General features: G+C 61.8%; 19 protein-coding genes. 2 read left to right on the plus strand and 17 right to left on the minus strand.

Annotated features, from left to right (window positions below; translation table 11 throughout):
- Nucleotides 1-2 precede the first annotated feature (2 nt).
- The 13 genes from pgaB to ACVWXD_RS23965 form a co-directional block, all read right to left on the minus strand.
- Entirely contained in the window at nucleotides 3-2000 is a 1998-nt protein-coding gene (gene pgaB / locus ACVWXD_RS23905; protein WP_457371404.1) for a poly-beta-1,6-N-acetyl-D-glucosamine N-deacetylase PgaB, read from the minus strand.
- Between the two features lie 12 nt (nucleotides 2001-2012).
- Nucleotides 2013-4493, minus strand: coding sequence for a poly-beta-1,6 N-acetyl-D-glucosamine export porin PgaA (pgaA, locus tag ACVWXD_RS23910; RefSeq protein ID WP_181644120.1), 2481 nt, complete (start codon nucleotides 4491-4493; stop codon nucleotides 2013-2015).
- A 318-nt stretch (nucleotides 4494-4811) separates the two neighbouring features.
- Nucleotides 4812-6308: a YdgA family protein gene (locus ACVWXD_RS23915; RefSeq protein ID WP_032884838.1), complete on the minus strand. Its 1497-nt coding sequence runs from the start codon at nucleotides 6306-6308 to the stop codon at nucleotides 4812-4814.
- Between the two features lie 147 nt (nucleotides 6309-6455).
- The gene (locus ACVWXD_RS23920; protein ID WP_032884836.1) at nucleotides 6456-7088 is read right to left on the minus strand and encodes a hypothetical protein; all 633 of its coding nucleotides are present in this window, start codon (nucleotides 7086-7088) and stop codon (nucleotides 6456-6458) included.
- A gap of 81 nt (nucleotides 7089-7169) precedes the next feature.
- On the minus strand, nucleotides 7170-8612 hold the full coding sequence (locus tag ACVWXD_RS23925; protein ID WP_122753755.1) for an efflux transporter outer membrane subunit: 1443 nt from the start codon (nucleotides 8610-8612) through the stop codon (nucleotides 7170-7172).
- Complete coding sequence (locus ACVWXD_RS23930; RefSeq protein ID WP_095186330.1) at nucleotides 8609-9499, minus strand: efflux RND transporter periplasmic adaptor subunit; 891 nt, start codon at nucleotides 9497-9499, stop codon at nucleotides 8609-8611. The genes ACVWXD_RS23925 and ACVWXD_RS23930 overlap by 4 nt, the downstream gene beginning before the upstream one ends.
- Complete coding sequence (locus ACVWXD_RS23935; RefSeq protein WP_003187469.1) at nucleotides 9496-9705, minus strand: DUF1656 domain-containing protein; 210 nt, start codon at nucleotides 9703-9705, stop codon at nucleotides 9496-9498. Before ACVWXD_RS23935 ends, ACVWXD_RS23930 begins: the two co-directional genes overlap by 4 nt.
- Nucleotides 9702-11780 carry an FUSC family protein gene (locus ACVWXD_RS23940; RefSeq protein ID WP_032884832.1) on the minus strand — a complete coding sequence of 693 codons (2079 nt, stop codon included), beginning with the start codon at nucleotides 11778-11780 and terminating at the stop codon, nucleotides 9702-9704. The genes ACVWXD_RS23935 and ACVWXD_RS23940 overlap by 4 nt, the downstream gene beginning before the upstream one ends.
- The gene (locus ACVWXD_RS23945) at nucleotides 11777-12187 is read right to left on the minus strand and encodes a MarR family winged helix-turn-helix transcriptional regulator (protein ID WP_032884831.1); all 411 of its coding nucleotides are present in this window, start codon (nucleotides 12185-12187) and stop codon (nucleotides 11777-11779) included. Before ACVWXD_RS23945 ends, ACVWXD_RS23940 begins: the two co-directional genes overlap by 4 nt.
- A gap of 204 nt (nucleotides 12188-12391) precedes the next feature.
- Nucleotides 12392-12673 (minus strand): type II toxin-antitoxin system RelE family toxin, encoded by a 282-nt coding sequence (locus ACVWXD_RS23950; RefSeq protein WP_099602105.1) that lies wholly within the window; start codon nucleotides 12671-12673, stop codon nucleotides 12392-12394.
- A complete protein-coding gene (locus ACVWXD_RS23955) occupies nucleotides 12663-12908 on the minus strand; it encodes a type II toxin-antitoxin system Phd/YefM family antitoxin (protein ID WP_095186332.1) in 246 nt (81 codons plus the stop codon). The genes ACVWXD_RS23950 and ACVWXD_RS23955 overlap by 11 nt, the downstream gene beginning before the upstream one ends.
- Before the next feature lie 134 nt (nucleotides 12909-13042).
- Nucleotides 13043-13297: a DUF2789 domain-containing protein gene (locus ACVWXD_RS23960; protein ID WP_457371405.1), complete on the minus strand. Its 255-nt coding sequence runs from the start codon at nucleotides 13295-13297 to the stop codon at nucleotides 13043-13045.
- 33 nt (nucleotides 13298-13330) lie between these two features.
- Nucleotides 13331-14917: a glycosyltransferase family 39 protein gene (locus ACVWXD_RS23965; protein WP_457371601.1), complete on the minus strand. Its 1587-nt coding sequence runs from the start codon at nucleotides 14915-14917 to the stop codon at nucleotides 13331-13333.
- A gap of 180 nt (nucleotides 14918-15097) precedes the next feature.
- Here ACVWXD_RS23965 and ACVWXD_RS23970 point away from each other — a divergent pair, with 180 nt between their 5' ends.
- The gene (locus tag ACVWXD_RS23970) at nucleotides 15098-17257 is read left to right on the plus strand and encodes an outer membrane assembly lipoprotein YfiO (RefSeq protein ID WP_457371406.1); all 2160 of its coding nucleotides are present in this window, start codon (nucleotides 15098-15100) and stop codon (nucleotides 17255-17257) included.
- Entirely contained in the window at nucleotides 17254-17958 is a 705-nt protein-coding gene (locus ACVWXD_RS23975) for a DUF3142 domain-containing protein (protein ID WP_095186335.1), read from the plus strand. The genes ACVWXD_RS23970 and ACVWXD_RS23975 overlap by 4 nt, the downstream gene beginning before the upstream one ends.
- Before the next feature lie 86 nt (nucleotides 17959-18044).
- On the opposite strand, the gene ACVWXD_RS23980 is transcribed toward ACVWXD_RS23975, so the two are convergent.
- The 4 genes from ACVWXD_RS23980 to ACVWXD_RS23995 form a co-directional block, all read right to left on the minus strand.
- The gene (locus ACVWXD_RS23980) at nucleotides 18045-18611 is read right to left on the minus strand and encodes a hypothetical protein (protein ID WP_099602101.1); all 567 of its coding nucleotides are present in this window, start codon (nucleotides 18609-18611) and stop codon (nucleotides 18045-18047) included.
- Between the two features lie 103 nt (nucleotides 18612-18714).
- Entirely contained in the window at nucleotides 18715-20160 is a 1446-nt protein-coding gene (locus ACVWXD_RS23985) for an efflux transporter outer membrane subunit (protein WP_457371407.1), read from the minus strand.
- Entirely contained in the window at nucleotides 20157-21215 is a 1059-nt protein-coding gene (locus ACVWXD_RS23990; RefSeq protein WP_095186338.1) for an HlyD family secretion protein, read from the minus strand. Before ACVWXD_RS23990 ends, ACVWXD_RS23985 begins: the two co-directional genes overlap by 4 nt.
- Nucleotides 21216-21230: 15 nt before the next feature.
- Nucleotides 21231-22766: an MFS transporter gene (locus tag ACVWXD_RS23995; RefSeq protein ID WP_122756781.1), complete on the minus strand. Its 1536-nt coding sequence runs from the start codon at nucleotides 22764-22766 to the stop codon at nucleotides 21231-21233.
- Nucleotides 22767-22818 lie beyond the last annotated feature (52 nt).

The raw sequence follows: 22818 nt of genomic DNA on the forward strand, positions 1-22818 counted from the left end.
GGTCAAGGGTTCCATTGGTTGGAAAGGGCCGGACGCACAGTCTTCAGGTCCGGGGAGTTTTCCAGGAAATTGTCCGGGTAGTAGCCAAAACTCGTGACACCCTGGCGCTTGAGTACACCCATCCATTCAGCCATTTGCTCGGCGGACAGGTCGGGGGCTGCTGGGGTGCGCCAGTCTTTGGCTTGCAGTTCGAATACCGTTCGCTGCATCGCACCGGGGCGGGCTTTGACCGTCGCCACCAGTTTCTCCAGCCAGGCGTTGGAGTTCTTCAGCGTCTCCCCTTCCATCAGCGGCATGGCCATGGGCGCGGTCCAGTCGTAGGTCTGGAGGAAATCGTCGAGGTTCTGCGCGAACCAGGCTTCGCTTTCTGGGTTGAGCATCGGCTGCGCGAAGATGTTGCGCGCGGTCAGCACCTGCGGCCCAGAGATAGCGCGGACCTTGGCGGTCAGCTCCTTGGTGAAGTCGATCAGGTAGCGGCTCTTGAAGCGCGTCCAGCGCTGCATCACCGCAGGGTCGGCACGCAGGGCCTCGATGCTGCCCGGCAGGCGGTTGGCGGCATAGGCCTTGAGCGCGGCGGGGCTGGCGTCTTCGAAGTCCGAGAACACCGCATCGTCGTGGTACAGCACACCGTCGATGGCACTGTTGCGCGCCAGGTCTTCATAGATCTCGCCAATGATTTTGCGCACTTGCGGGTCGAACGGCGACAGGCGTTTGTATTGATCCGGGTCGATGCCCACTTTGCCGGTTTCCGGGTCCCAGCGCGTCACACGCGGCAGCTTGGGATCAAGGGCGAAACTCAGCACTGGCATCCAGGCATACACGCTGGCATGGGCACGGGTGTGCAGTTGCCAGGCGACGCGGTTGAACAGGTCGGCGCGCACTGGCAGGTGGCGGTTGGGGAAGTACAGCGAGCGGACCAGGCCGTCACCCTTGGGGTCGGCGAAGGCTTGTAGGAACACCGTGCCAGCGCCCATGTCCACCACGCGCTGCACCAATTGGTCGAGGTTGCGCGCCTGTTGGGCCGGGTCCGGGTCGTAGACGTTATCCAGGTCCACATGCAACACCCGCAGCGGTGCCGGGGTTTGCACGGCGACGATGCTGTTGGCGAAATGCTCGCCGTCCGGGTCGGAGGCCACCAGAAAGCGCGGGCTGTTCATCAGGTCATCGGAGCTGTCGAGGCCGTCTTCCAAGGTCAGGGCCATTTGGTAGCCCTGCTCACCAACAATGGCCAGCGAGGTGCCTTTGGCGGCGCCGTACGGCCATACCCAGACCCGTGGTTTCTTGCCGGTCACGGTTTGGATCTTGTTGGAGATCGCGACGACATCCGCACGCAACCGCGCATCGAACTGGGCCTGGCTTTCATAACGACCGGTGGCCGGGTCATAACGCAGGGAAGTCGCAGCTGGCTCCAGGTTGCCCTGGGGGTTGGCCAGGATGCCTTTGTGATTGGCATCGGTGTGCGCGGCGATTTCCACCAGGCCGGACTGGGACACTTCGCGAATCTGCTGCCAGGTCAGGAACTCACCACGCGGCCGGGGTGAACCGGCAAAATCCACCGGCTGGTTGAGCGGTGTGTCGATCCAGCTGCCCACCGGCGCCAGCAACGCCGGCCAGTGGTAGGCGCGCAGAATAGGCAGCACGCGGGTGTAGAAGCTCGAATAGCCGTCGTCGAAGCTGAGCATGATTGCTTTGGGCGGCAATGCCGGGCCGCCATGGCGGGCGGCCAGGATCTGGTCAACGCTGACCGCCTGGTAGCCGTTCTCGCGCAACCAAGCCAACTGCTCGATCAAACGCTCGGTACGCACCGCCACCACGGCCTGGTCAGGATCACGATCCGACACATCGTGGTAGGCAATGCCCAGGAAGTGGTTTTTCGGCCACGCCTGTTCGTTGAGCGGTGTCGGCCGCTCGGCGGGTGGAGTGAAAGGTGCGGGTTGCTGGGCGCAGGCACTGGCCAGCAATACGCCCAGAACCAACAAGCAACGGCTGAGGAAGGTCATGGTCAGGCTCTTTTAGAAACGGTAAGTGAGGTCGACGAGCAGGCGCAGATCGCGTTCGCGATCACCGTCGTAAGGTCGGCTGATCAGGCTCAGGTTGGCGCCAGCGTCGAGTACATCGTTCCAGCGATAGCGTTGGCCGTAGCCGATCAACGCCATGCCGCCGGTGGAGTAATCGCGCTGGCTATAGGTACCCGCACCGACCTGGAACTGCTGACTCCACTGGGTCTCGTAGCGGTGATAGAGCACATGGTTGATGTTGATGACGGGCAGCACGGTCAAATCCGACTTCGGATTGAAGTACACCGTGTCTTCCTTGCTGTTGCGGCTGGCACCGACTTCCAGGCCCAGGTCCACTTGCACTCGCGGCGAGCTGTAGAGGCCTTCGCGGCCGCTGAGCAAGGCTTCGAAGCGGTCGTTGCCGTCGCTGAAGTGGGACGGGCTGAGGGTCAGTTTCCACTCGCGGCTTTCGTTGGCGCGCCAGCGAATAAAACCGCTGCCGCCGTTGGCGGTGATGCCATCATTCAGCGCGCGCAACGGCGTGGTGCTCAGCAGGTAGCCGAGGCTGCCGCCGTATTGCCAGTTGTCGTTGATGTCGCGCGCAATCGAGATCGCGGCGCCTTGTTTGGAGCCATCGCCGTAGGAATGGTTGGAGACCTCGGCTTCGATGGTCATGTCACGGGTGCGCCGCTCCACGCCGACAACCTGCCAACGATGCTGGCCGGTACCCTCTTCGAAATCTGCGCGGGCATAGCCGGCACCGGCAAACAGGCGCCAGTCTTCGTCGATAGGCGGCGTGTAGAGACGGCTTTCGATGCCCCAGTCACGGCTCCCCGACACCGCACCCGCTTCGCTGTCGTTACCGCCGCCGAAGCTTTTACCCGTGTAGGCCTCGACGCGCAGCTCGGCCATGTCATGCACATCGCGCAGGCGGCTGAGGCGCTGCACCTGACGGTTATCCGGGTTGCGCGCAACCACGTCGTCGGTGAGCACGTCGAGCTGGCGCCACTCCTGCAGGTCCATGGCGGTGTAGGCCTGGCTCACTTCCAGGCCGATGTCGCGCGGGGCCTGGGCTTCGGTTTCCTTGAGAATGCCTTCGGCGCGCCGGGGCAGATCGCGGGCGCGGTACATGTCAGCCTGGGCCAGACGCAGGCCGACGTTGCCCGGTGCTTTTGCTACCAACGCTTCCAAACCGGCTTCGCTGCCCGGCAGGTCGCCACCGTATACGCCGGCCTGGGCCGACAGTTGCTGGGCGTCCATCCACGCGTCGTTGGGGTTGCCGATGGGCAAGCCCTTGAGTTCGACCCGAGGGTTCTGGCTGTTGGCGAGTCCTTTGGCGACCTCGTTGGCATCCTCGCCTTTGTCGCTTTCCTGCAACGCGTAGAACAGCGCGGTGGTGTCTTCGACCCGATCATCGGGCTCCGCGTCGGTGGCGCTCAGCGCCTGGCGATACAGCGGCTCGGCTTTTTCCGGCTGGCGCTGGTCGAGGTAGGACGCGGCCACCCAACGCACGGCGTAGGTCGGCAATTGCACGCCTTCGGCCTTAAGGATTTCGTACTCGCGGATCACCTCGGCGGTACGTGCACGCGCCTTGAGTGCACCCAGGCGGTCGATGCGCCAGCGCACCACATCGTCATGGGCGGTGGCGTCCGGGGTCCAGCGAGCGAGCAGTTTGTCGTAGTCCGCCAGGGCGCGGTCGGCAATCACATAGCGTTCTTTTTCGCTGCGCGTGGCGAACTCGGCCATGCGCACCCGTTCGGCGGCGAGGTCACCTTCGAGGCGGCGCTGGGTCACCGGGTCCAGCAGGCCCGGACGCTGGGCCGACAGGCGCAAAGCGGCTTCCGGCAAGCGAGCCTTTTGCAGGGCGACGATGTATTCGCGGGCGACTTCAGGCTTGTCGCCAGCACGGATAAACGCCTGATCGAATTCAAACAGCGCGTCGTAGTTCAAGCCGGCGCGGGTCAGCGCATACCCCAGGGCCATGCGCCGGTTGGGGTCGTCTGGCTTGGCGGCCACCAGCGCGCGGGTGCGTTGCACGGCTTCATTGGCTTTGCCGCCGTCAGCCTGGGTCAGGGCCAGGCCCAGTTGCAGGTCGACGTTATTTGGTTCACGCAGCAGCGCCTGGCGATAGGTCGCCTCAGCCTGGGGCCACTGCTTTTGATTGCGATAGGTGCGCGCCACGGTGGCGAGCGCTTGGGTACTGAGGTTGCGATGTTTACCCTCAGCTTCGTACACCTTCAGCACTTCGGCGTCCTGCCCGGCCCAACCGGCGATCACCACATGATCGCTGACCTGGCCTGGCGTCTGGCGCTCGGCAGACAGCTGACGCAATTGCGTAAGGGCGGGTGTGAAGTTGCCGTTGCGCGCCTGGATAATCAGCGCGTCATAGGCCGGATCGGCCATGGCGAAAGTAGGCATCAACAGCTGGCTGCATAAAGCTGCCCCGATGAGCAGTCGCAACCGGCCTGATGCACTGAGTGGTAGGTTTCGCAACATATCGTGAGCTTCCTTACACACGGAAAGCTGTAACGATAGGTGATCCTGAGCGACATGCTACAGGGTGCCGGCGTCTAATGACCCGGCCTAGCTTTCCTGTGTGAACTATCTCTTAGGAACGTAGGAAGAAGACCAATTCAGAACAATTGTTCAGAATTGATGGGTAGCCGCTGAGTCGGGCCTGCACAAAACAAATGTGGGAGCGGGCTTGCTCGCGAATACGCAGTAGTGACTGATCCACTGCATTCGCGGGCAAGCCCGCTCCCACATTTTGACTGCATTTCAAGCAGCCTCACGAAGAGGCTGGGTGTTGAGGCGTTACTGTGCGCCGCTGACCGCACCGACTTTGGCCATTACAAAACCAATGAACTGCTCGACGGTCATCTTCTGGCCGTTGAACGTCACTTCATTGTTGGCGTAGTGCAGCTTGGAGACCACGTCGCTACCGACCAACGTTGCCAACTGCGTGCCAACCGCCATGCCGCTGACCATCTCGGCGGCCATCTGGGATTGCTGCTCGATGGCTTTCGGGTCGGTCACGCCACCGAGTTGGGCTTGCAGTGCGGAAACGTCAGCGATCATCGGCTTGGAAAGGGTCAGATTGGCATCCAGCAGCGCAATCATCTGCTTGCCCAGCTCAACTGGCGGCAGCTCCATGGACACCGGTTTAGCCAGGTCTACCAGCAGGCTGAACTTGCTTTCACCGTGGGTGGTTTTCAGCGACAGGTTTTCCACAGCCACTTGCGGCTTGGCAGCCAGGACCTGATTGACGTTGGCTTCAGCCAGGGCTTGCTCGGCTTCAGTCAGTTGCAGCTCGGGGGCCGGCTGGTTGGCTGCGGCGGCGGCTTGCACCGGTTGCATCTTGTCCTGGTACAGCTTGGTCAGCACCAGCATGGCCGGGATGTCGACATTCTTCATGCTCACGGCCAAGGCCGCCGAACCTACAGGTTTACCCTGGTAGCCGATCTCGTCGATCTTGTAGTCGACACGGCCGGCCAGGTTGTTGTCCTTGGTTTCGCTGGAGTCTTTCTGCTCGAAGCCTTTGACGGTCAGCACGGCTTTCTGCGGGCCGAAGGTGAACTTGCTGTCGGTCAGCTCAACGGTGTTTTGCCCGGTGTAGAAGCCGAAGGTGGATTTTTCCAGGTTGCTGGCGATGGTCAGCCCAGACAGCTCAGCTTCGAAGTGCTCGCCCTTGGCGTCTACCGCGGCGACCTTGACGCTGTTCATGAAGCCGTCGGCCTTGACCTTCTGGCCTTCGGCAGTGCTGTCGAAATTCATGTTCGCGCCGGAGAAGCTCACCGAAGACGTATCGTCTTTGAACTCCAGGGGCAGCAATTCGATATTGCCGTTGACCGAACGGGTGTAACCAATGTTGGCTACGCCTTTGAGTGGCGATACGTCTTTGGCGGCGGCGAACCACTTCTCGGTGGTGGCGTTCTTTTCCAGCTCGTAGTGACTGGTGGCCATGACCGGCAGCCACTTGAGTGTCACCAGGCGCGAGAACGGCAGCGGGCCGTGTTCGATATGGTCGACGAACAGCAGTTCCGGGTTAGGGTTTTCTTCGCCGAAGACCGAACCCTGGCCTTTCAAGCGGTAATGGGCGGTGCTGCTGAACACGCCACGGTCCAGGGAGACCAGCTCCAGGGCCACAGTGCCATCGACGCCGGCCATGGAGGTCTGCAGTTCCTTGTTGGCGTTCTGGATCGCGGTTTGCAGCACCGGCTCCAGTTGTTTACCGGTGTACCAGGCGCCGCCTGCACTGACGACGCCTACGGCGACAACAAAACCCAAAAGAACGACTGCTGGCTTATTCATGAAGTGACCTGATCAAATCCTGTGAGAAGTGGGCTGTCTTCCTTGAACCCCGATGGGGTTGGCTCAAGCCCGCCGAAAACGGGGGAAGATTAGCACTGGCGGCCGCGAAGGGCCCAGATTTCTCAGAGGTTCAGGCGAGCAGTTGGTTCACGAGTATTCCAGTTCGATCTCGTCGAGTTGGTGATCGAAACTCTTCAGCCGCGCGGTCCAGGTGTACACCAACACCTCAAATTCGCGGTGTATCACCGCGTTGCCGGGGGTATCGGCCTTGGGGTCGCAGAAATCCAGTTGGTAGCGTTCGCGGGCCATCTGCGTCGCGACGTCAGACAATTCACGCGCATTGTTAAGCCAATGCCTACCATCGGCGACCTGCTGATCGAGGGCCACGCACTGTTTTTTCAGAACTTCGAGGCTTTTTTCCAGGGGGGTGCCGGTGAGGTCTCCCATGACCTCCTGAAAGGTGCGACCCGGCTGCCAGTAGCTGCCCCAGAAATAACGATCGAACACGGTTTCCACACGCCGGAGCGCGACCTTGGTGTCCCAGATCGCCACGCGGGTCTTGCCTTGTTCGAGAAGTTTTTTCTTGATCCGTTGATTTTGGTAAGAGGCCCAGGCCACCACGCCGATGGACAAGGTGCCGATCACCAGGCAGGCGCTGTCGAGAAAGACCATGGCCTTGTCGAGCTGGTGGGCGAGCATGACGCCGTAGAAATACGCGGCCGATAACAGCACCAGTGCGAGGAGCACGCACCAGAAAGCGGGAGCATAAGGGTTTTTCATTATTGGAATCCCCATGAGCAAACGCGAGCAGTGTCAGGTAGGCCATCACGGCGGCCCACCTGACAAAGCATAGCTACCCGCTCAGGGTTTGCCGGGCTGTGACGCTTGCGTTCGTCCGCTTTCCCAACCGCCGCCCAGGGCCAGGAACAGATCGATCTGGCTCATGGCGACCTGGGTATTCGCCGCCGCCAATTGCGCACGCACATCGGTGTAAGTGCGGGTGGCTTGCAGGTCGGCCAGGAACGACGCGCGGCCGGCCTGGAAGAAGCGATGGGTCTGCCCCGCCGCTTCCTTGGCCGACTCGCCGGCTTCGGCCAACGCATCACGGCGTTGCAGTTGCGCGGTGTATTGCGCCAGACCGGTCTGGGTTTCGCGAATGGCGTTGAGCACCACCCCATCGAAATGCGCCAGGGCGCCCTGGGTGGCAGCTTCGGCTTCGTGGACGCGGGCCCGGGCGCCGTTGGTCGGCACGGTCCAGCTGATCATCGGGCCAAAACCCCAGCGGTTGGTCGCAGGCGTGCCGAGGTTGTCGAGCAAACCGACGGTGCCCACGGTGGCGCCGATGGCGATGTCTGGGTACAGGGCGCCGGTGGCCACGCCGATACGTGCGGTAGCAGCGGCCAATTGGCGTTCGGCCTGGCGCACATCGGGACGCCGCTTGAGCAGCGCCGCGCCGTCACCCACAGGCAACAACTGGGCAATGTGCGGCAGCTCGGCGCAGTTGCCGGTGCCCGCCGGCAGTTGGTCCAACGGCTTGGCCAGCAGCATCGACAGGCGGAACAGCCCGGCCTGGCGCGCAGCTTCGTAGCGCGGCATGTCGGCGCGAAGGGATTTGTACTGGGTTTGCGAGCGGGTGACCTGGGTTTCATCGCCACGGCCGGCGTCACGCAGGCGTTGGGTCAGCTTGGTGCTCTGGGCTTGCAAGTCCAGGGACTCGTTGGCAATCGCCAGCTCTTCGTTGGCCGCACACACCTGGGTGTAGGAACGCACCACATCGGCCACTAGGGTGATGCGCGCGATATCGGCAGCGGCCTGAGCGGCATCGGCGCTGGCCTGGGCGCTTTCGATGCCCCGTTGCAAGGTGCCGAACAGATCGAATTGATACGAGGTGGTAATGCCGACGCTGCCGATGTTACCCACCGGCACTTTGTCGGCCAGCAAAAATGCTTCGCCGGACTCCTGCAGGCGCTGCGCCTCTGCCTTGGCGCCGAGGCTCCAGCCGCCGGCGGATTCAGCCTGCTGGGTCTGGAACCGCGCGCGCTGCAAATTGGCAGCGGCCACGCGCAAGTCGGTGTTGGACGCCATGGCCTGGCGCACCAGCTCATCCAGGCGCGGGTCTTTGTAGAGTTTCCACCAGTCGGTCGGCACCGGTGCTGACACCACGTTGGCGCCCTCGCCCGCGAGTTGCCCTTGCAGGTCGCCACGGTTGACCGCGGCCTTGTCCGGCAACTGGTAGTCCGGACCTACCACTTGGCAGGCCGACAGCAGCAAACCCAACGCGGCGGTTGCCAACAGTTGCTTCATGGCGTGGCTCCGTCATTGGGCTTGTCGCCAATGATCGACACCGTGGCCGTACGCCCGGCGATCATGCGGAAGTCCGCCGGCACGTCGTCAAAGGCGATGCGTACCGGAATGCGCTGGGCCAGGCGCACCCAGCTAAACGCCGGGTTGACGTTGGGCAACAGGTTGGAGCCGCTGCTGCGGTCGCGATCTTCGATACCGGCGACGATGCTCTGCACGTGGCCGCGCAAGCGAGCGTTATCACCGATCACGCGGATATCCACCGCCATGCCGACGTGGATGCCGTCGAGTTTGGTCTCTTCGAAATAGCCGTCGATATGGAAGGAATTGCTGTCCACCACTGACAGGACCGGCCGGCCGGCGGTGACGAATTCCTGGTTACGCGGCGCCCGGTCGTTGACGTAGCCGTCCACCGGACTACGGATCACTGAGCGATCCAGGTTCAGTTGGGCCGAATCCACCGTCACTTGCGCTTCAGCCAGGGCCGACTGGGCACGGGCCACGCGGGACTGGCTTTCTTCCAGTTGCTCGCTGGGCACCAGGTTGCCGAGGCCACGGTTACGCTTGTACTCGCGCTGGGCCTGGGCCAGGGTTTCCTGGCGGTCGGCCACGGCGGCCTGGGCTTGGCGCAGGGCCAGCTTGAAGCGGTCCTGGTCGACGGCAAACAGCACTTGGCCCTTGGTCACCAACTGGTTGTCGCGCACGTCCACGCGCTGGATCAGCCCGGACACGTCCGGGGCGATCTGCACGATGTCGGCACGGATGTGCCCGTCGCGGGTCCAGGGCGCAAACATGTAGTACATGACCATGCGCCACACAACGACGACCGCGAAGCTCACGATCAGCAGCGTCAGGACTACACGGCCGATGGTCAAAAAAGGTTTTTTCATGTCATCAGGTATCGACTGAGTGAGTCCACCGCGCCCAGCAACAGCGCGTAGAGCCCCACATTGAACAATGCCCGGTGCCAGACCAGGCGATAGAAGTGCATGCGCGTCAACAGCCCGTGCACCACCAGAAACAACACGTACGTAATGCCCATCAGCACCAGCAGCGTGGGCAGGAACACCCCGCTGATATCCAGATCACCGATCATAAAGGCGCTCCATCAGGCAGCGGCGCCTCCATCTCGGTGCCGCCAATAAATTCGACGCCAGGCAACAACGCCAGTCGCAGGCCGGCCAGGGCGTGCAACAGGTGCAGGCGAGTATCGTCCTCGTCTTGCAGACCCTGGCCGTTGAGGGCGCGGCGCGTGCGGTCGAGGGTCATCAGCAGACCGCTGGGCGCGGGCAAGCGTTCACCCGCCTTGAGGCAGGCCTTGAAGTAAGCGCCCACCCCTTCGACGACCTGGTTGAGCAACACCCGTGGCACTCCAAGGATGCGCGGCGAGTACGCCAGCAGGTCGAGCAGGTTCAGCGCCACGCGCAAATCGCGCAGGGCGATGCCGGTGTCCTGGCCGGTGAGTGCCAGGCGCGGCAGGTGCTGCATGAGGCGATCGAGCATCTGCACGGCGAGGTGTCGGTGTTCGGCCAGGGTTGCGGGCTCGGTGAGTCCGACGATGTCACGCCAGCTGAAACGGGTCAGGCGCTTGGCGGCGAATTCGGCGCCGAAAGGCCGCGCAACCAATGTCCACACAAACGCAAACAGCAGGCCCACGGGCCCGGCCAGGTTGACGTTGGCGAAGTTGAGAAAGTCCGCGTCGTAGGCACCCTGGATGCTGATGAACGACGAGGTGTTCACCAACGTCAGCAACATGCCCAGGTAGAAGCGCGGCTGCACAGTAAGGGTACCGATGCAGATGAACGGCACCGCAAACGCCAGCACCAGCATCGGGAAATCGTGCAGGTTGGGCAGCACCAGAAACAGATACAGGCTGGCGAACAGCACCGACATGGCGGTCCAGAAAAAGAACCGATAGATCTGTGGCGCCGGATCGTCCATCGAGGCGAAGAAGCTGCACGCCACGGCGGCCAGAATCACCGCGCTGCCGCCGTCGGTCCAGCCCAGCAGAATCCACAGCACCGAGGCGACGATGATCGCGGTGACGGTAGAAAACGCCGAATAGAACATCAGACCACGGTCAAGGAATGGCGTGAGCCGGCCCAGGCGCCAGTGACGATACACGGCGCGCCAGCTGTCCTGGCTTTCACACTGGATGGCCGCTTGCAGGCTGCGGCAGTCTTGCCAAAGGTCGATCCATTCGCCCAGGCGATAAAGCGCGTTGGAAAACAGCAGGGTGTGGCGGTCGTCCAGCGCCTCGCCTTGGGGTTGCAGGGCGTCGACCTGGTCACGCAGGGCGCGCCAGCTTTCCAACGGTGCACTTTGTTGAGTGTTTTCCAGCCACTGGCTTGTGGCTTCCAGAATCGGCTGGATGCGGTCGAGAAATTCCGGCGCCCGATGTTCGATGGCGTAGAGCGCATCGTCGAGGGCATCCACCACCGGCAGCAGGTGGATCATGCGCCCGCGCAGTTCCTTGGTGTTACGCACCGTTTGCGGCCGCGCGCCTTCGTGAGGCAACTGGCCGATCATCAATTCGAGGGTGTTGAAGGTGGCGACCATGCCGCTGCGCAAAGTGCTGACTTCTTCACGCTGCACATTGCGCGTCAGAAAGCGTTGGCTGTAGACCTGAGCATCGGCAAACCACTTGGCCACCGAGCCATCGAACACGGGCATCAGGCGGCGCGGCCAGAACATCGCACCCACTACGGCGGCGACCGCAATACCGAGGAAGATTTCTTCGGTTCGCGCCTCGGCCACATCCCATACCGCCAACGGGTTATCCACCACCGGCAGGGCGATCAGCGGCAAGGTGTAGCCAGCGAGCATCAAGGCATAGTTGTTGGCGGTGCGCAGGTGCATCGAGAGGAACAGCAAAGTGCCCGTCCACAGTGCGATCACCACCACCAAAATGTACGGCGACTGCACGAACATCGGCACAAAAAACACCGCCGCCGCCGCGCCCATCAAGGTGCCGATGGCGCGGTACAGGGCCTTGGAACTGGTAGGGCCGACAAACGGGCTGGAGACGATGTACACCGTGGCCATCGCCCAGTACGGACGCGGCATTTGCATCAGCATGGCGATATAGAGCGCGATCATCGACGCGGCGAAAGTACGCACGCCGTAGAACCAGTCGCGGGCCGGCGGAAAACCGGTAAAGAATCCGTTCAAAGCGTCGCTGCCTCAAAGGCCCGCAGCACACGCAGCGCGGCTTCCATATCGGTGGAGTCGATGTCCGCCAGCACTTCACGGCGCAGGCGCACCAATTGGACTTCCACCGCTTGCACCAGCTCACGGCCACGCTCGGTAAGGCTCAAGGCCTTGGCGCGACGGTCGTGGACATCTTCGGTGCGGCATACGTAGCCGTCACTGCACAGGCGATCGAGCAGGCGCACTAGGGATGGGCTCTCCATACCGGATGCCTGAGCTACTTTGACCTGGTGCACACCGTCGCCCAAGCGGCCGATCATCAACAGCGGCACGGCGCAGGCTTCGGAGATGCCATAGCTCACCAGCGTGGTCTGGCAGATTTTGCGCCAATTACGGGCGCCCACCACCATGCTGCTGCTGAGGTTCATCTGGAGTTGTTCGAGGGATTGGGGCACTGGATAGTTCGCATACAGTTAGTTTGCTAACTATCAATATGGTGGAAGGAGGAGGATGCGTCAAGTTTTGAAACAATTTTGCGGATGGGGAGGGGCTGATTTCTGCGCTTCGCAATATGGGCTGGCTTGCCCAACCATGGCGTCATGGTTTCGTACATACCCCCGACGTTTCAAAACTCACCGCTTTTTAGCGCGCTCATAAACATCGCTACGCTCACGCTTACCTACCGCGACGACCGCGACTACTACACGCGCCTCGATTACCTGATAAACCAAGCGATAGCCTGAAGCCTTGAGTTTTATCTTGTAGCAATCTGGCATTCCATGCAGCGCGTCAGACTGTATGCGCGGCAACAAAAGACGCTCGGCCAACTTCTTTTTAAACTGCTCTCGCAATGTGTGTCCGAGCTTGTCCCACTCCTTACGTGCCGAAGGCAGAAATTCAAGCTTATAGGTCATCCAGGTTCACCGGCTCAGGCGTCTCGTGGCTACGCTGACGAACGAGTTCAGCCAACTCCAAGTCATCTAAACGATCCATCATCGCTTCGAATACTTCGGCGGGGACCATGTAACCCATCACACGGTTATGGTTGAGCACAGCAACCGGGCCACCGTGCGCACCACTCAGCACTGCAGAGGGGTTTTTTTTAAGTTCGGAAACACTGACGGCCATATCGGCCAAGACAATCTGCATAATAAAGACCTCAATTAGGTGCTTTATTCTGGTCTATTTTTGTCCCACTCAGCAACACCGAGCAGTTTGATTACAGAACGCTCTACACAGATCCTTCATCCTTTCATCAGATTTTTCACATCCGACGGTGTTGCCTAAGCTTTCTGCCCCCCTCGCCCACCCCTCAACATCAAGTTCAACTCATCCACCACTTCAGCCCAATCCGCATCCTCCAGAATCTCCTCACGCAAAAACGTCCGTTGACTGCCCGTCCAGAAAAACGCGTCCGCCAGATGCAGCTCAGACTTGAGTGGCGAGTGAACGGACACAAACTTTTCGATGCTCACCGGGTCATCCGGCAGGCCCAGCTGTTTGAACAATGACGACAAGCTATGCACAGGCGATTCCATGATGAGCTCCTGATAAAGGCGGTTGAAACGAGTCTAGCGGCAGCCCTCGGGTTGCGCCGATGGCGCGTTGCACAGCACGAACAACCGCGCCCTGGCGCCACCACCGTCCTGGCGGCTGAGTTCGCGCCAGCCCGCAGGCAGTGGGGCGAAATCGTCCGGGGCTTCGTTGCTGCTGATCAGCCAAACGCGGCGGGTGCCTGCGGGCAATGCCGACAAGTGGTCGAGGTATATACGACCACCGTCCTGGTCCACCAGGGTGCCGAAGCCGTAGGCGTTGGGGCGGGTCGGCGTGCCATCGGGTTTTGGCGGGGTGTAGAGCTGCAACTGGGCATCGGTCTGGTCGTAATACACGTAGCTGAGGTACCACATCATGTCGCTGAGCACGATGCGGTCGTCTTCCTGGTAGTTACGGTTGACGAATTCCACGGGCACGTTGAACTGGTCGCGTTCATCCACAGCGAAGTTGTTCTTCAGCCCCACCAGCTCCACGCCCACAAACAGTACAAACACCGCCGCACCCAGCCACGACAAACGGTCGATGGCCAGCGCCAGCAGGATCGGCAAAGCCAGGGCGTACACCGTGAGATACCGCTCGATAAACACCGGTGAAATAAACGACACGGCGTAGACCAGCAGCAGCGGCAGCAGAAAGAACAACGCCAGCAGGCTCGCCGGTCGATAGCGCTCGCGGTCGCGCCAGGCGGTCACTACGACGACCGCGACAAGCAGCAACGGAAACAGCCAGAACAGCGGCGGCCAGAAACCAACACCTTCATCCTGCAGCACGAACTGCCAGATCATCGACGGCAGGGACAGCAGGTTGACCGGTTCTTCCCAGCCAATGTCACCGCCCACTTTGAGCTGGTCGACGTGTTGCACCAGGTCCAGCAAGTTCGGCAACCAGGGCAGGTACAGCAACACAATCACGACATTGGCGCCCCACCACGCCGGGCGCTTGATCAAACGCTGACCGGGGGCGGCACTCAACAGTCCCAGGTACGCCCAATGCACCAGCACGCATAGCGCCGTGAAGTAGTGGGTATAAAACCCGGCACTCATCAGCAGTACATACACCGCCATGTATCGCGTGCGCTCAGGTTGGCGCACCCAGTAGACCAACGCCAGCGTGGCACCCAGCAGCCACACACCGAGCAGTGAATACATGCGCACTTCCTGGCTGTAGCGCACGGCGGTCGGCAGTAGCGCCAGCAGCACGCCCGCCAGCACTGCAGCGCGACGGGTGGACAGTTGCCGCGTCAGCCAGATGCCCAGCCCCACCGCAATGACACCGGGAATGGCGCTCATGCCGCGAATTGACCAGATGCTGTCGCCAAACAGCTCGATCCAGCCGCGCAGCAGGAAGAAATACAGCGGCGGGTGCACATCATGGGCGGCGTGAAACCACAAGTCGCCAAGGGCGTACTCGCTGAGCAGGAGGCTGGAACCTTCATCTCCCCAGATCGCCGCCGACGTGAGGTGATAAAACCGCAGGGCCATGGCCAACGCCAGGATCGGCACCCACCAAAGACGGCTCAGCCAAGCAGCCCCCTCCCACGTGAGACGGTTGATTGCGGGCAACGCCCCGACCTTTTCATTTTGCTCTACCACAGACCGACGCACCCCGATTCCCCTGCCACTGCCTTGATTGCTCATGTGCAAACTCCCGCCACTCTAGGACAAAAGCCCCTGAGTCGCTGCTGGAATCGGACAAATCGGCAATTTGTGTAGGGCTTCAACGAAGCACGCGTCGGATCAGGCTATGATTGCCCCCCTCCAAGGACTCAGGATCAAGGACACGTCATGCGCATCGGTTTTCTGTCACCCCTGGCATTGGCCCTGCTGGCCAGTGTTTCCCTGCCGGCCCAGGCCAGTTCAGACGATTCGTGCTACCCGGACTGGCGGGTGTCACGTGACAGCCTCGATCCCTGCAACAACCTGCCGTTTCTGAGCCCTGGCAATGACAGCCGGGCCAACCTGCGCCTATTGCTGGCCGACAAAAAGAACGCGGCGCTGACGCCCAACGCGCTGAGTGAAGATGATCTGTCCCAGGGCTTTGGCCCGGTGCCGTTTCCGGTGTATCGCCTGATACCCGCCTCAAGCGCAGAGACGCAGCCCGACTCCGACCAATCGCCCACCGCCGAGCTGGACACCTTGTTGACCGGTCTGGGGATCAAGCGCGAAGAGTACAAGACCGCTGGCGAAGCCTTCATCGACGGCGAAGGCAGCCGCTGCCGCAGCAATGACGATGACAGCGCCACCGCGTTTATCAGCCAGGTCATCAACGCCGACATGCCGAGTACCGAGCGCACGACGCTGGTGAAGGCCCGCCTGCAATTGCTCACCACCTGCGACTGGGATGGCCAAGTGGTGACCGATCCCATCGAGTCAGCCCACGGCCTGCTCTTTCGCACCTACCTGCAAGCCGCCGCTGACTTCTACAGCGGCCGCTTCAGTGACGCCGAACGCGGATTCGCCGCCGCTAACCTGTCGACGATCCCTTGGCTGAAGGAGACCGCGCTGTACATGACCGCGCGCAACTCACTCAACCAGGCCCAAGCTGAGGCCTTCGATGAGTACGGCATGCCGCAGCTTGAGCATGTGGATAAGTCTGCACTGGGCCAGGCGGAAGCTGGGTTTCTGGGCTACCTGAACACTTATCCACAAGGTGTCTACGCGACGTCCGCCCACGGCCTGCTGCGCCGCGTGCACTGGCTGGCGGACGACAACGACAAACTGGCCGAAGACTTCGCCTGGCAGTTGACCCAAGCCACCGACGCCCAACGCAATGTGTCGGTGGACGAACTGGTGGAAGAAGCCGACCTCAAGCTGCTGATGGTCAACAGCGCCAACCTCAAAGAGCCGCTGCTGCAAACCGTCACCGATCTGATGCTGATGCGCGCCAACACTCCGCCACGCCTGACCCGCGAAGCCCTCGACCAGCAGAAAGCCACGTTTGCCAACACGCCAGCACTGTACGACTACCTGCAGGCGGCCTTTGCGCTGTACGTCGAGCATCAGCCCGACACCGCCTTGAAGCACCTACCCCAGGACATGCCGTCGAACCTGGATTATTTCGCCTTCAGCCAACAAACGCTGCGTGCATTGGCGCTTGAAGATAAACAGGACTGGAAAAGCGCCGAAGCACTGTGGCTGAAACTGCTCGCTCAGGCCAAGTTGCCATTGCAACGTGACCAACTGGAACTGGCTCTGGCCATGAACTACGAACGCAGCGGCCAATTAGCCAAGGTGTTTGCCAGCGACTCGCCCATCAGTGCCAAGCAGGTGCGCTACATTCTGCTGCGCAACGTCGCCGGGCCTGAGTTACTGCGCCAGCAGATCGCCCAGGCCAGCGATCCGCTGGAGCGCCAGACCGCGCAATTCGTCCTGCTTTATAAAGACCTGCTGCGCGGCCAGTACGCCACCTTCGCCGAAGATCTCAAGCAACTGCCCGCCTCGCCCACTGAGGACAAATTGGGCACCAGCCTGGGTTACGTCTACAGCGGCAACCAGACCCTGAAGTTGTTCCAGTGGAGCGGTGACAAAGCCGAATCCGGCTACGCCTGCCCGAGCATCGCGCAAACCGCAGCGGCGTTGCAGGCTGACGCGAAAAACCCGCAAGCCCTGAACTGCTTCGGCGAGTTCATCCTGCGCAACAACTTGGACGGCATGCCCCTGGAACAGGCCCGCGCCGCCGGTAGCCTGGGCAGCACCGCGTCGGACTTCAAAGGAGAAACCTTCTCGCGCCTCGACGGTTACAAGCAGGTCATCGCCAATGCCAAGGCGCCGAAGAACGACAAGGCTTACGCGCTGTTCCGCGCCATCAACTGCTACGCGCCGGCCGGCTATAACAGCTGCGGCGGCCAGGACGTGGAACCGGCTGTGCGCAAAGCCTGGTTCCGCCAACTCAAGACCGGGTTTGGCGACACCCAGTGGGGCAAATCCCTGCAGTACTACTGGTGAAAAAGCTGTGGCTGGGCTTGCTGTTGCTGGCAAGCCCGGCCTTCGCCGCCGTCGACGCTCGCGACTATGACGCCTTCTGGCTGTGGAGCGGCGTCACGCCCCAGCCGGTACTCAAACAGGCGAAAACCCTGTACATCCTCCAGGGCCAGATCAACTCAACGCGCCGCGCGCCCCAACGCGGCGTGCAATTTATCGCCCAGGGCATCAGCGTGCCGCGCATCACTCAAGGTGAAGTCTGGGTGGTCTATCGCGCCCACACCCTGCATTGGCCGGAACGGGTCTACACCCAACTGCTCGGCCAGGTGCAACGCTGGCGCGACGCGGGCAACCCGGTGGTCGGTATCCAGATCGACTTCGACGCCCGCACCCAATACCTGCACGAATACGCCGACTTCCTGCGCGACCTGCGCCACCGCCTGCCCGCCGACCTGCGCCTGAGCATCACCGGCCTGATGGACTGGAGCAGCAACGCCGACCCGGCCGCCATCGCCCAACTCAAGGGCGTGGTGGATGAGGTGGTGGTGCAAACGTATCAAGGCCGCCACAGCATCCCGGATTACGCGGCGTATTTACCGCGTATGAATCGGTTGGGGCTGGCGTTCAAGATTGGTTTGATCCAGGGCGGGGCGTGGGAGGAGCCGGAGTATTTGAAGGGGAGTGAGTGGTTTCGGGGGTATGTGGTGTTTTTGCAGAACCTCTGATGAACGCTAGAAAAACATCAACAAATACGCGTGCATTCTGCATGCACGCGGCGACTGCTGGCTCTTCGCGAGCAAGCTCACGTCTACTAAGCGGTAAGGAACGCAGACGCTATTCCAAGCGCCCACAAACTCACGCCTATGACGATCCAAATTCCGTTGGCCCATGTAAAACGGCTGTTGGCTGTGCCTTTTGGATCATCCTCGAGGTGGTTCACCGCAAGCTGAATCTGCACCATCAGGGCAACCTGAACAATGGTGAAGCAGACACCCACTTTTACTACCGTCAAAGGCGATACAAACCAGATGTAGGTATAGGGTAAAAAGGCGCAGCCTATCCAGCCCAGGGCGAAGCAACGAGGCCACCATCGATAGGACGCATCTTTCAAATCGAGCGCCCGCTTGATTTTCAGGACGAGCGAATAAGCAAAAAAAATTGAAAAAAATGCCCGAACCACAGGCAGCACTCTGGCACCAGTAGCGCTGCGATAGGTATCCCAGTGCTTATACAACCAGTAAAAGCCATAAAGGCCATAGGACAACAGCATCATCACCAGCAGCTTGCGGTGGGCCACCACAAAAAAGGCAGCGGGCCGGGCCGCTGCGAGGGTGAGATCGGCTTGCGGCGGTGCGTAAGGGTTTTCAGCAATGGACATAGCGAGGGCTCTTTAAGGAATAGCCCGCCACAGTACTGCTCGCGTTCCCGATTTTTTGGCCCGTGCCAAAATAGAGAGCCTTCCTACTCTCGACTTCGTGAGTTCATCGGCTAACAGCTTGCAGCGGATACACCGACTCCCATCCGCCCCCCAACGCCTTGTACAACCCCACCATCGCCAACGACACGCCGGTCGAGCTTTCCACCCACTGCTCTTGCGTCGCCAGCAACGCGCTTTGCACGGTGAGGACATTGACGAAATCTGCCACACCTTCCACGTACTGATGTTGCGCGGTGGTCAGGGCGATCTGGTTCTGACGCACGGCTTCGGCCAGGCTGTCGCGGCGCAGTTGGCTGGCGTTGTAGCGGGTCAGTTGGTCGTCGATTTCATGCCAGGCGCGCAGCACGGTTTGCTGATAGGCCAGCGCCGCTTCCTGTTGCTGGGCTTCGCGCAGATTCACCATGCCTTGCAGGCGCCCGCCATTGAACAGCGGCAGGCTGAACTGTGGACCGAAGGCAAAGGCGCGTGAGCCCCAGGAGCCGAAATCCGACAGTTGCATGGCCTGTGAACCGAGGCTGCCGGACAGGGTGATACGCGGATAGAAATCGCCCTTGGCCACGCCGATGTTGGCGGTGGCGGCATGCAAGCGAGCTTCAGCCTGGCGGATATCCGGACGGCGTTCGGCAAGCTCCGACGGTAGGCCGATAGCAACTTGGCGCTGGGTTTGCGGTACCGCGGCGTCCTTGGACAACTGCGCGTGCAGGGCTTGGGGTGGCTCGCCCATCAGCAGGCTCAGGGCGTTGATCATCTGGTCCTGGCGTTGCTGCAAATCCGGCAGGCGCGCTTCGATGGCGGCGACTTGGGCGGCGGCTTCGGCCACGTCCAGGTCGGTGGCGACGCCATCAGCCAGCCGCAGTTGCGAGAGCTTGAGGCTATGGCGTGCGACGTCGAGGTTTTGCTCGGTCACCGCGCGGGTATTTTGCACGCCGCGCAGTTGGATGTAGTCCTGGGCGGTCTCGGCCAGCACCGACAGCAGCACGGCACGACGGTCGTTTTCGGCGACTTGCAAGGTGGCATCGGCGGCTTCAGTTTCGCGTTTGACCCGGCCCCAGAAATCCAGCTCCCAGGAGGCGGAGAAACCCGAATCCCATTGGCTGAACGCCGCGCGGCCATTCTCGCCGGACGGGTCGTTCAAGCCTTTGCCACTGTTGCGTTTGCGCTGGTAAGCCCCCGTGGCATCAACCTTGGGGTAACGCTCGGCAGTGGTCACCTGGCGCGCGGCGCGGCTTTGTTCCAGACGGCTGCTGGCCAGTTTCAAGTCGAGGTTATCGGTGAGGGCGCGGCGCGTCAGGGCCGAGAGTTGTGCATCGTGGAACACGTCCCACCAACGCTCCTGGAGCGGGTCGCTGACGGCGCGGCTGTCGGCTTGGCGGCCTTGGGGTGCGCTCCATTGCGTCACTTGAGCGTTCTGCGGGCGCTGAAAATCCGGGCCGACGGTGCATGCACTCAGGCTGATCAAACTGAGGGTGAGCCAGGCAACTCGTTTCATTGCTGGGCAACCTCACGCTGACGTGCGACCGGCTGAGTGTCGACGCTGGCCTCCACCGACATACCGACGCGCAGGCGCTCGGTCAGCGGCTGGTTGGGCTCCAGCACAATTTTGACCGGAATGCGCTGCACCACCTTGGTGAAGTTACCCGTGGCGTTGTCCGGTTTGACCGCGGCGAAGGTCACCCCAGTCGCGGGTGCGAGGCTCTCCAGATGGCCGTTGAGCAACTCGCCGTCGAGGCTGTCGACACGCACCTGAACGGCTTGGCCGGCTCGCATGTGAGAGAGTTGGGTCTCTTGAAAGTTAGCCACCACGTACGCCTGCGCCAACGGCACCACGGCGAGGATCTTGCTGCCCGGCGTCACATAGGCGCCGACCCGCACGGCGCGCTCGCCGACCATGCCATCCACCGGAGCAACGATGCGCGTGTAGGACAGCTGATAGCTGGCCATCTCCAACGCTGCCTGGGCGCGCTTGAGCCCGCCTTCAGCCGCATCGCGCTGGGCGGTGAGAATCTCCACCTGCTTACGTTCGGCCGCCAGCACCGCCGTAGCATTGGCCAGGCGTGCGGTGGCCTGGTCGATGCGAGTCTTGGCTTGCTGGGCGTTTTGCACAGTACCGGCGCCCACACCGGCGAGGTGGTTGTAGCGGTTCAGTTCGTGCTCGGCGAAGGCCATTTCGGCGCGATCCGCCGCGACGGTGGCTTGGGCTTGGGCGATCACCGAGCTTTGGCGTTCCAGGGTCGCGGTGGCGTTTTTCAGCTGGGCCTGGGCAACCAATGTGTCCGCATCAGCGGCCTGGGCGGCGGCGCGAAAATCACGGTCGTCGATCAGCGCCAGTAACTGTCCGGCCTTAACTCGCTGGTTGTCCTCCACCAGCACTTCCTTGATAAAACCCGCCACGCGCGGGGCAACCAGGGTGAAGTCTGCCGCAACAAACGCGTCGTTAGTGCTCTGATGCTTGCTGCCCAGCAAGCCTGGCGCGACCAGATAGAACAGCACACCGACGGCAAATACGGTGATGACGGAGACGGCAATTTTGTCTTTGCGTTTCATGGAAAGTCCTTGTGGCTAGGTCGGTGCGCGAGGCGGGAAGATCCGCGTGGGCATCCAGAAAATCAGCAGGATCAACGCCACGGCGACACCGCCCATGACGTAATAAAGATCCGAAGAAGTGAGCACCACCGCCTGCTCGTGCAGCCGATGGGCGAGGCCCGGCGCGTCGCCGTCGGCCAGGGGCGAATTGCCCAGGCGATCCACCAACATGGTCGAGTGAAAGTGCAGGCGCTGGGTGGTCAGCGCGTCCAGCACGCCGGTGGCGACCACGGCGGCCAGGCCTTTGACGGTGTTGAACCAGGCCGAAGCGAACGGGCCGTCCTGTGGCTGAATGCTGCCGGTGGACAGCATCAACAGCGGTAACACAGCCATGGGCTGCCCAAAGATTTGCAGCACGTACAGGCCGTAAAAATCGTCGCGGATCCACGCCGAAGTGAGGTGCGCGCTGCCGATGCAGCACAGCACCAACATGCTCAAGCCGATCCCCAGCACCCAGCGGCAATCGACCCAGCGCAGGTTACACAACGCGGCCACCAGCGGCAGCGCGATCAACTGCGGCAACGCCATCAGCAGCATCACTGGCGCGGTTTGCAGCGGTCGATAGCCTTGGACTTGGGCGAGGAAACTCGACGGGATGATGATCACTGAGGTCAGCACCATCAGCACGCCCGCCAGCACGATCAAAGCAAACGAGAGGTTACGCAGGCCGAGCATCTGCAACTTGAAAAACGGCATCGGGTGCGACCATTCATTGAGCATAAACAGCACCAGCAGCAGCGAGCCGCCACTCAGCAAAAAGGTGATCAGGCCCGACTCGAACCAGTCCAGCCGATTGCCTTGCAGGATGCCGATCACCAGCATGCAGATCGCCGGGAAGCCCAGCAGCAGGCCGCGCCAATTGAACTGCTTGAAGCGCTCCAAGCGCAGCGGGTCTTGGGGCAAGCCATAGGCCACGGCGGCCATCGCCAGCAGGCACGGCGCGACGATCTGCCAGAACGCCCACTGCCAGCCGACGTATTCGGTCCACAGCGCCGCCAGTGGTGTGCCAAGGCTCGGGCCGAAGGTAGCGGTGAGCGCGTAGCCGGCCAGGCCATACAGCTTGACGTTGGCCGGCAGGAAGCGCAGCGCCACGGTCATTAGCATTGGCGGCAATGCGCCACCGGCCAAACCTTGCACGGTGCGCAGCAGCAACAGGCTTTCGTAGTTCGGCGCGAAGGGGCACAGGATCCCGAGTACGGTGAACAGGGCTATGGCGCACAGAGTGAAGCGGCGCAGGGAGAACGTCACCGAGCACCAGGGGGCAAAGGCCATGGCCGCGACCGAGGTGGCGGTGTAGGCCGCGACAAGCCAAGTGCCTTCGTCAAAACCGATGTAAAGCGCACCACGGATATCGGCGAGGGCCACCTTGGTGACCATCTCGTTGAGACCGGACACCAGCACCGCCAACAACACGCCGACCAGGCCGATGATGATGCGCGGGCCGAATACGGGTGGGGTGATGGCGGTGGGTTTGGCTGCGGCCGCGAGGGTGGGGGCAGCGAGGGAAGTCATGAACGGATAACTCGGGATTAAAAATACCCGAGCAGTTTAATCAGGCACACAC

This window comes from Pseudomonas sp. TE3911 (genome assembly GCF_054062775.1).

Bases quoted from the DNA above. Each gene is read 5' to 3' on its own strand.
- pgaB (WP_457371404.1), bottom strand. From the start codon at position 2,000: ATGACCTTCCTCAGCCGTTGCTTGTTGGTTCTGGGCGTATTGCTGGCC.
- pgaA (WP_181644120.1), bottom strand. From the start codon at position 4,493: ATGTTGCGAAACCTACCACTCAGTGCATCAGGCCGGTTGCGACTGCTC.
- ACVWXD_RS23915 (WP_032884838.1), bottom strand. From the start codon at position 6,308: ATGAATAAGCCAGCAGTCGTTCTTTTGGGTTTTGTTGTCGCCGTAGGC.
- ACVWXD_RS23920 (WP_032884836.1), bottom strand. From the start codon at position 7,088: ATGAAAAACCCTTATGCTCCCGCTTTCTGGTGCGTGCTCCTCGCACTG.
- ACVWXD_RS23925 (WP_122753755.1), bottom strand. From the start codon at position 8,612: ATGAAGCAACTGTTGGCAACCGCCGCGTTGGGTTTGCTGCTGTCGGCC.
- ACVWXD_RS23930 (WP_095186330.1), bottom strand. From the start codon at position 9,499: ATGAAAAAACCTTTTTTGACCATCGGCCGTGTAGTCCTGACGCTGCTG.
- ACVWXD_RS23935 (WP_003187469.1), bottom strand. From the start codon at position 9,705: ATGATCGGTGATCTGGATATCAGCGGGGTGTTCCTGCCCACGCTGCTG.
- ACVWXD_RS23945 (WP_032884831.1), bottom strand. From the start codon at position 12,187: ATGAACCTCAGCAGCAGCATGGTGGTGGGCGCCCGTAATTGGCGCAAA.
- ACVWXD_RS23950 (WP_099602105.1), bottom strand. From the start codon at position 12,673: ATGACCTATAAGCTTGAATTTCTGCCTTCGGCACGTAAGGAGTGGGAC.
- ACVWXD_RS23955 (WP_095186332.1), bottom strand. From the start codon at position 12,908: ATGCAGATTGTCTTGGCCGATATGGCCGTCAGTGTTTCCGAACTTAAA.
- ACVWXD_RS23960 (WP_457371405.1), bottom strand. From the start codon at position 13,297: ATGGAATCGCCTGTGCATAGCTTGTCGTCATTGTTCAAACAGCTGGGC.
- ACVWXD_RS23970 (WP_457371406.1), top strand. From the start codon at position 15,098: ATGCGCATCGGTTTTCTGTCACCCCTGGCATTGGCCCTGCTGGCCAGT.
- ACVWXD_RS23980 (WP_099602101.1), bottom strand. From the start codon at position 18,611: ATGTCCATTGCTGAAAACCCTTACGCACCGCCGCAAGCCGATCTCACC.
- ACVWXD_RS23985 (WP_457371407.1), bottom strand. From the start codon at position 20,160: ATGAAACGAGTTGCCTGGCTCACCCTCAGTTTGATCAGCCTGAGTGCA.
- ACVWXD_RS23990 (WP_095186338.1), bottom strand. From the start codon at position 21,215: ATGAAACGCAAAGACAAAATTGCCGTCTCCGTCATCACCGTATTTGCC.
- ACVWXD_RS23995 (WP_122756781.1), bottom strand. From the start codon at position 22,766: ATGACTTCCCTCGCTGCCCCCACCCTCGCGGCCGCAGCCAAACCCACC.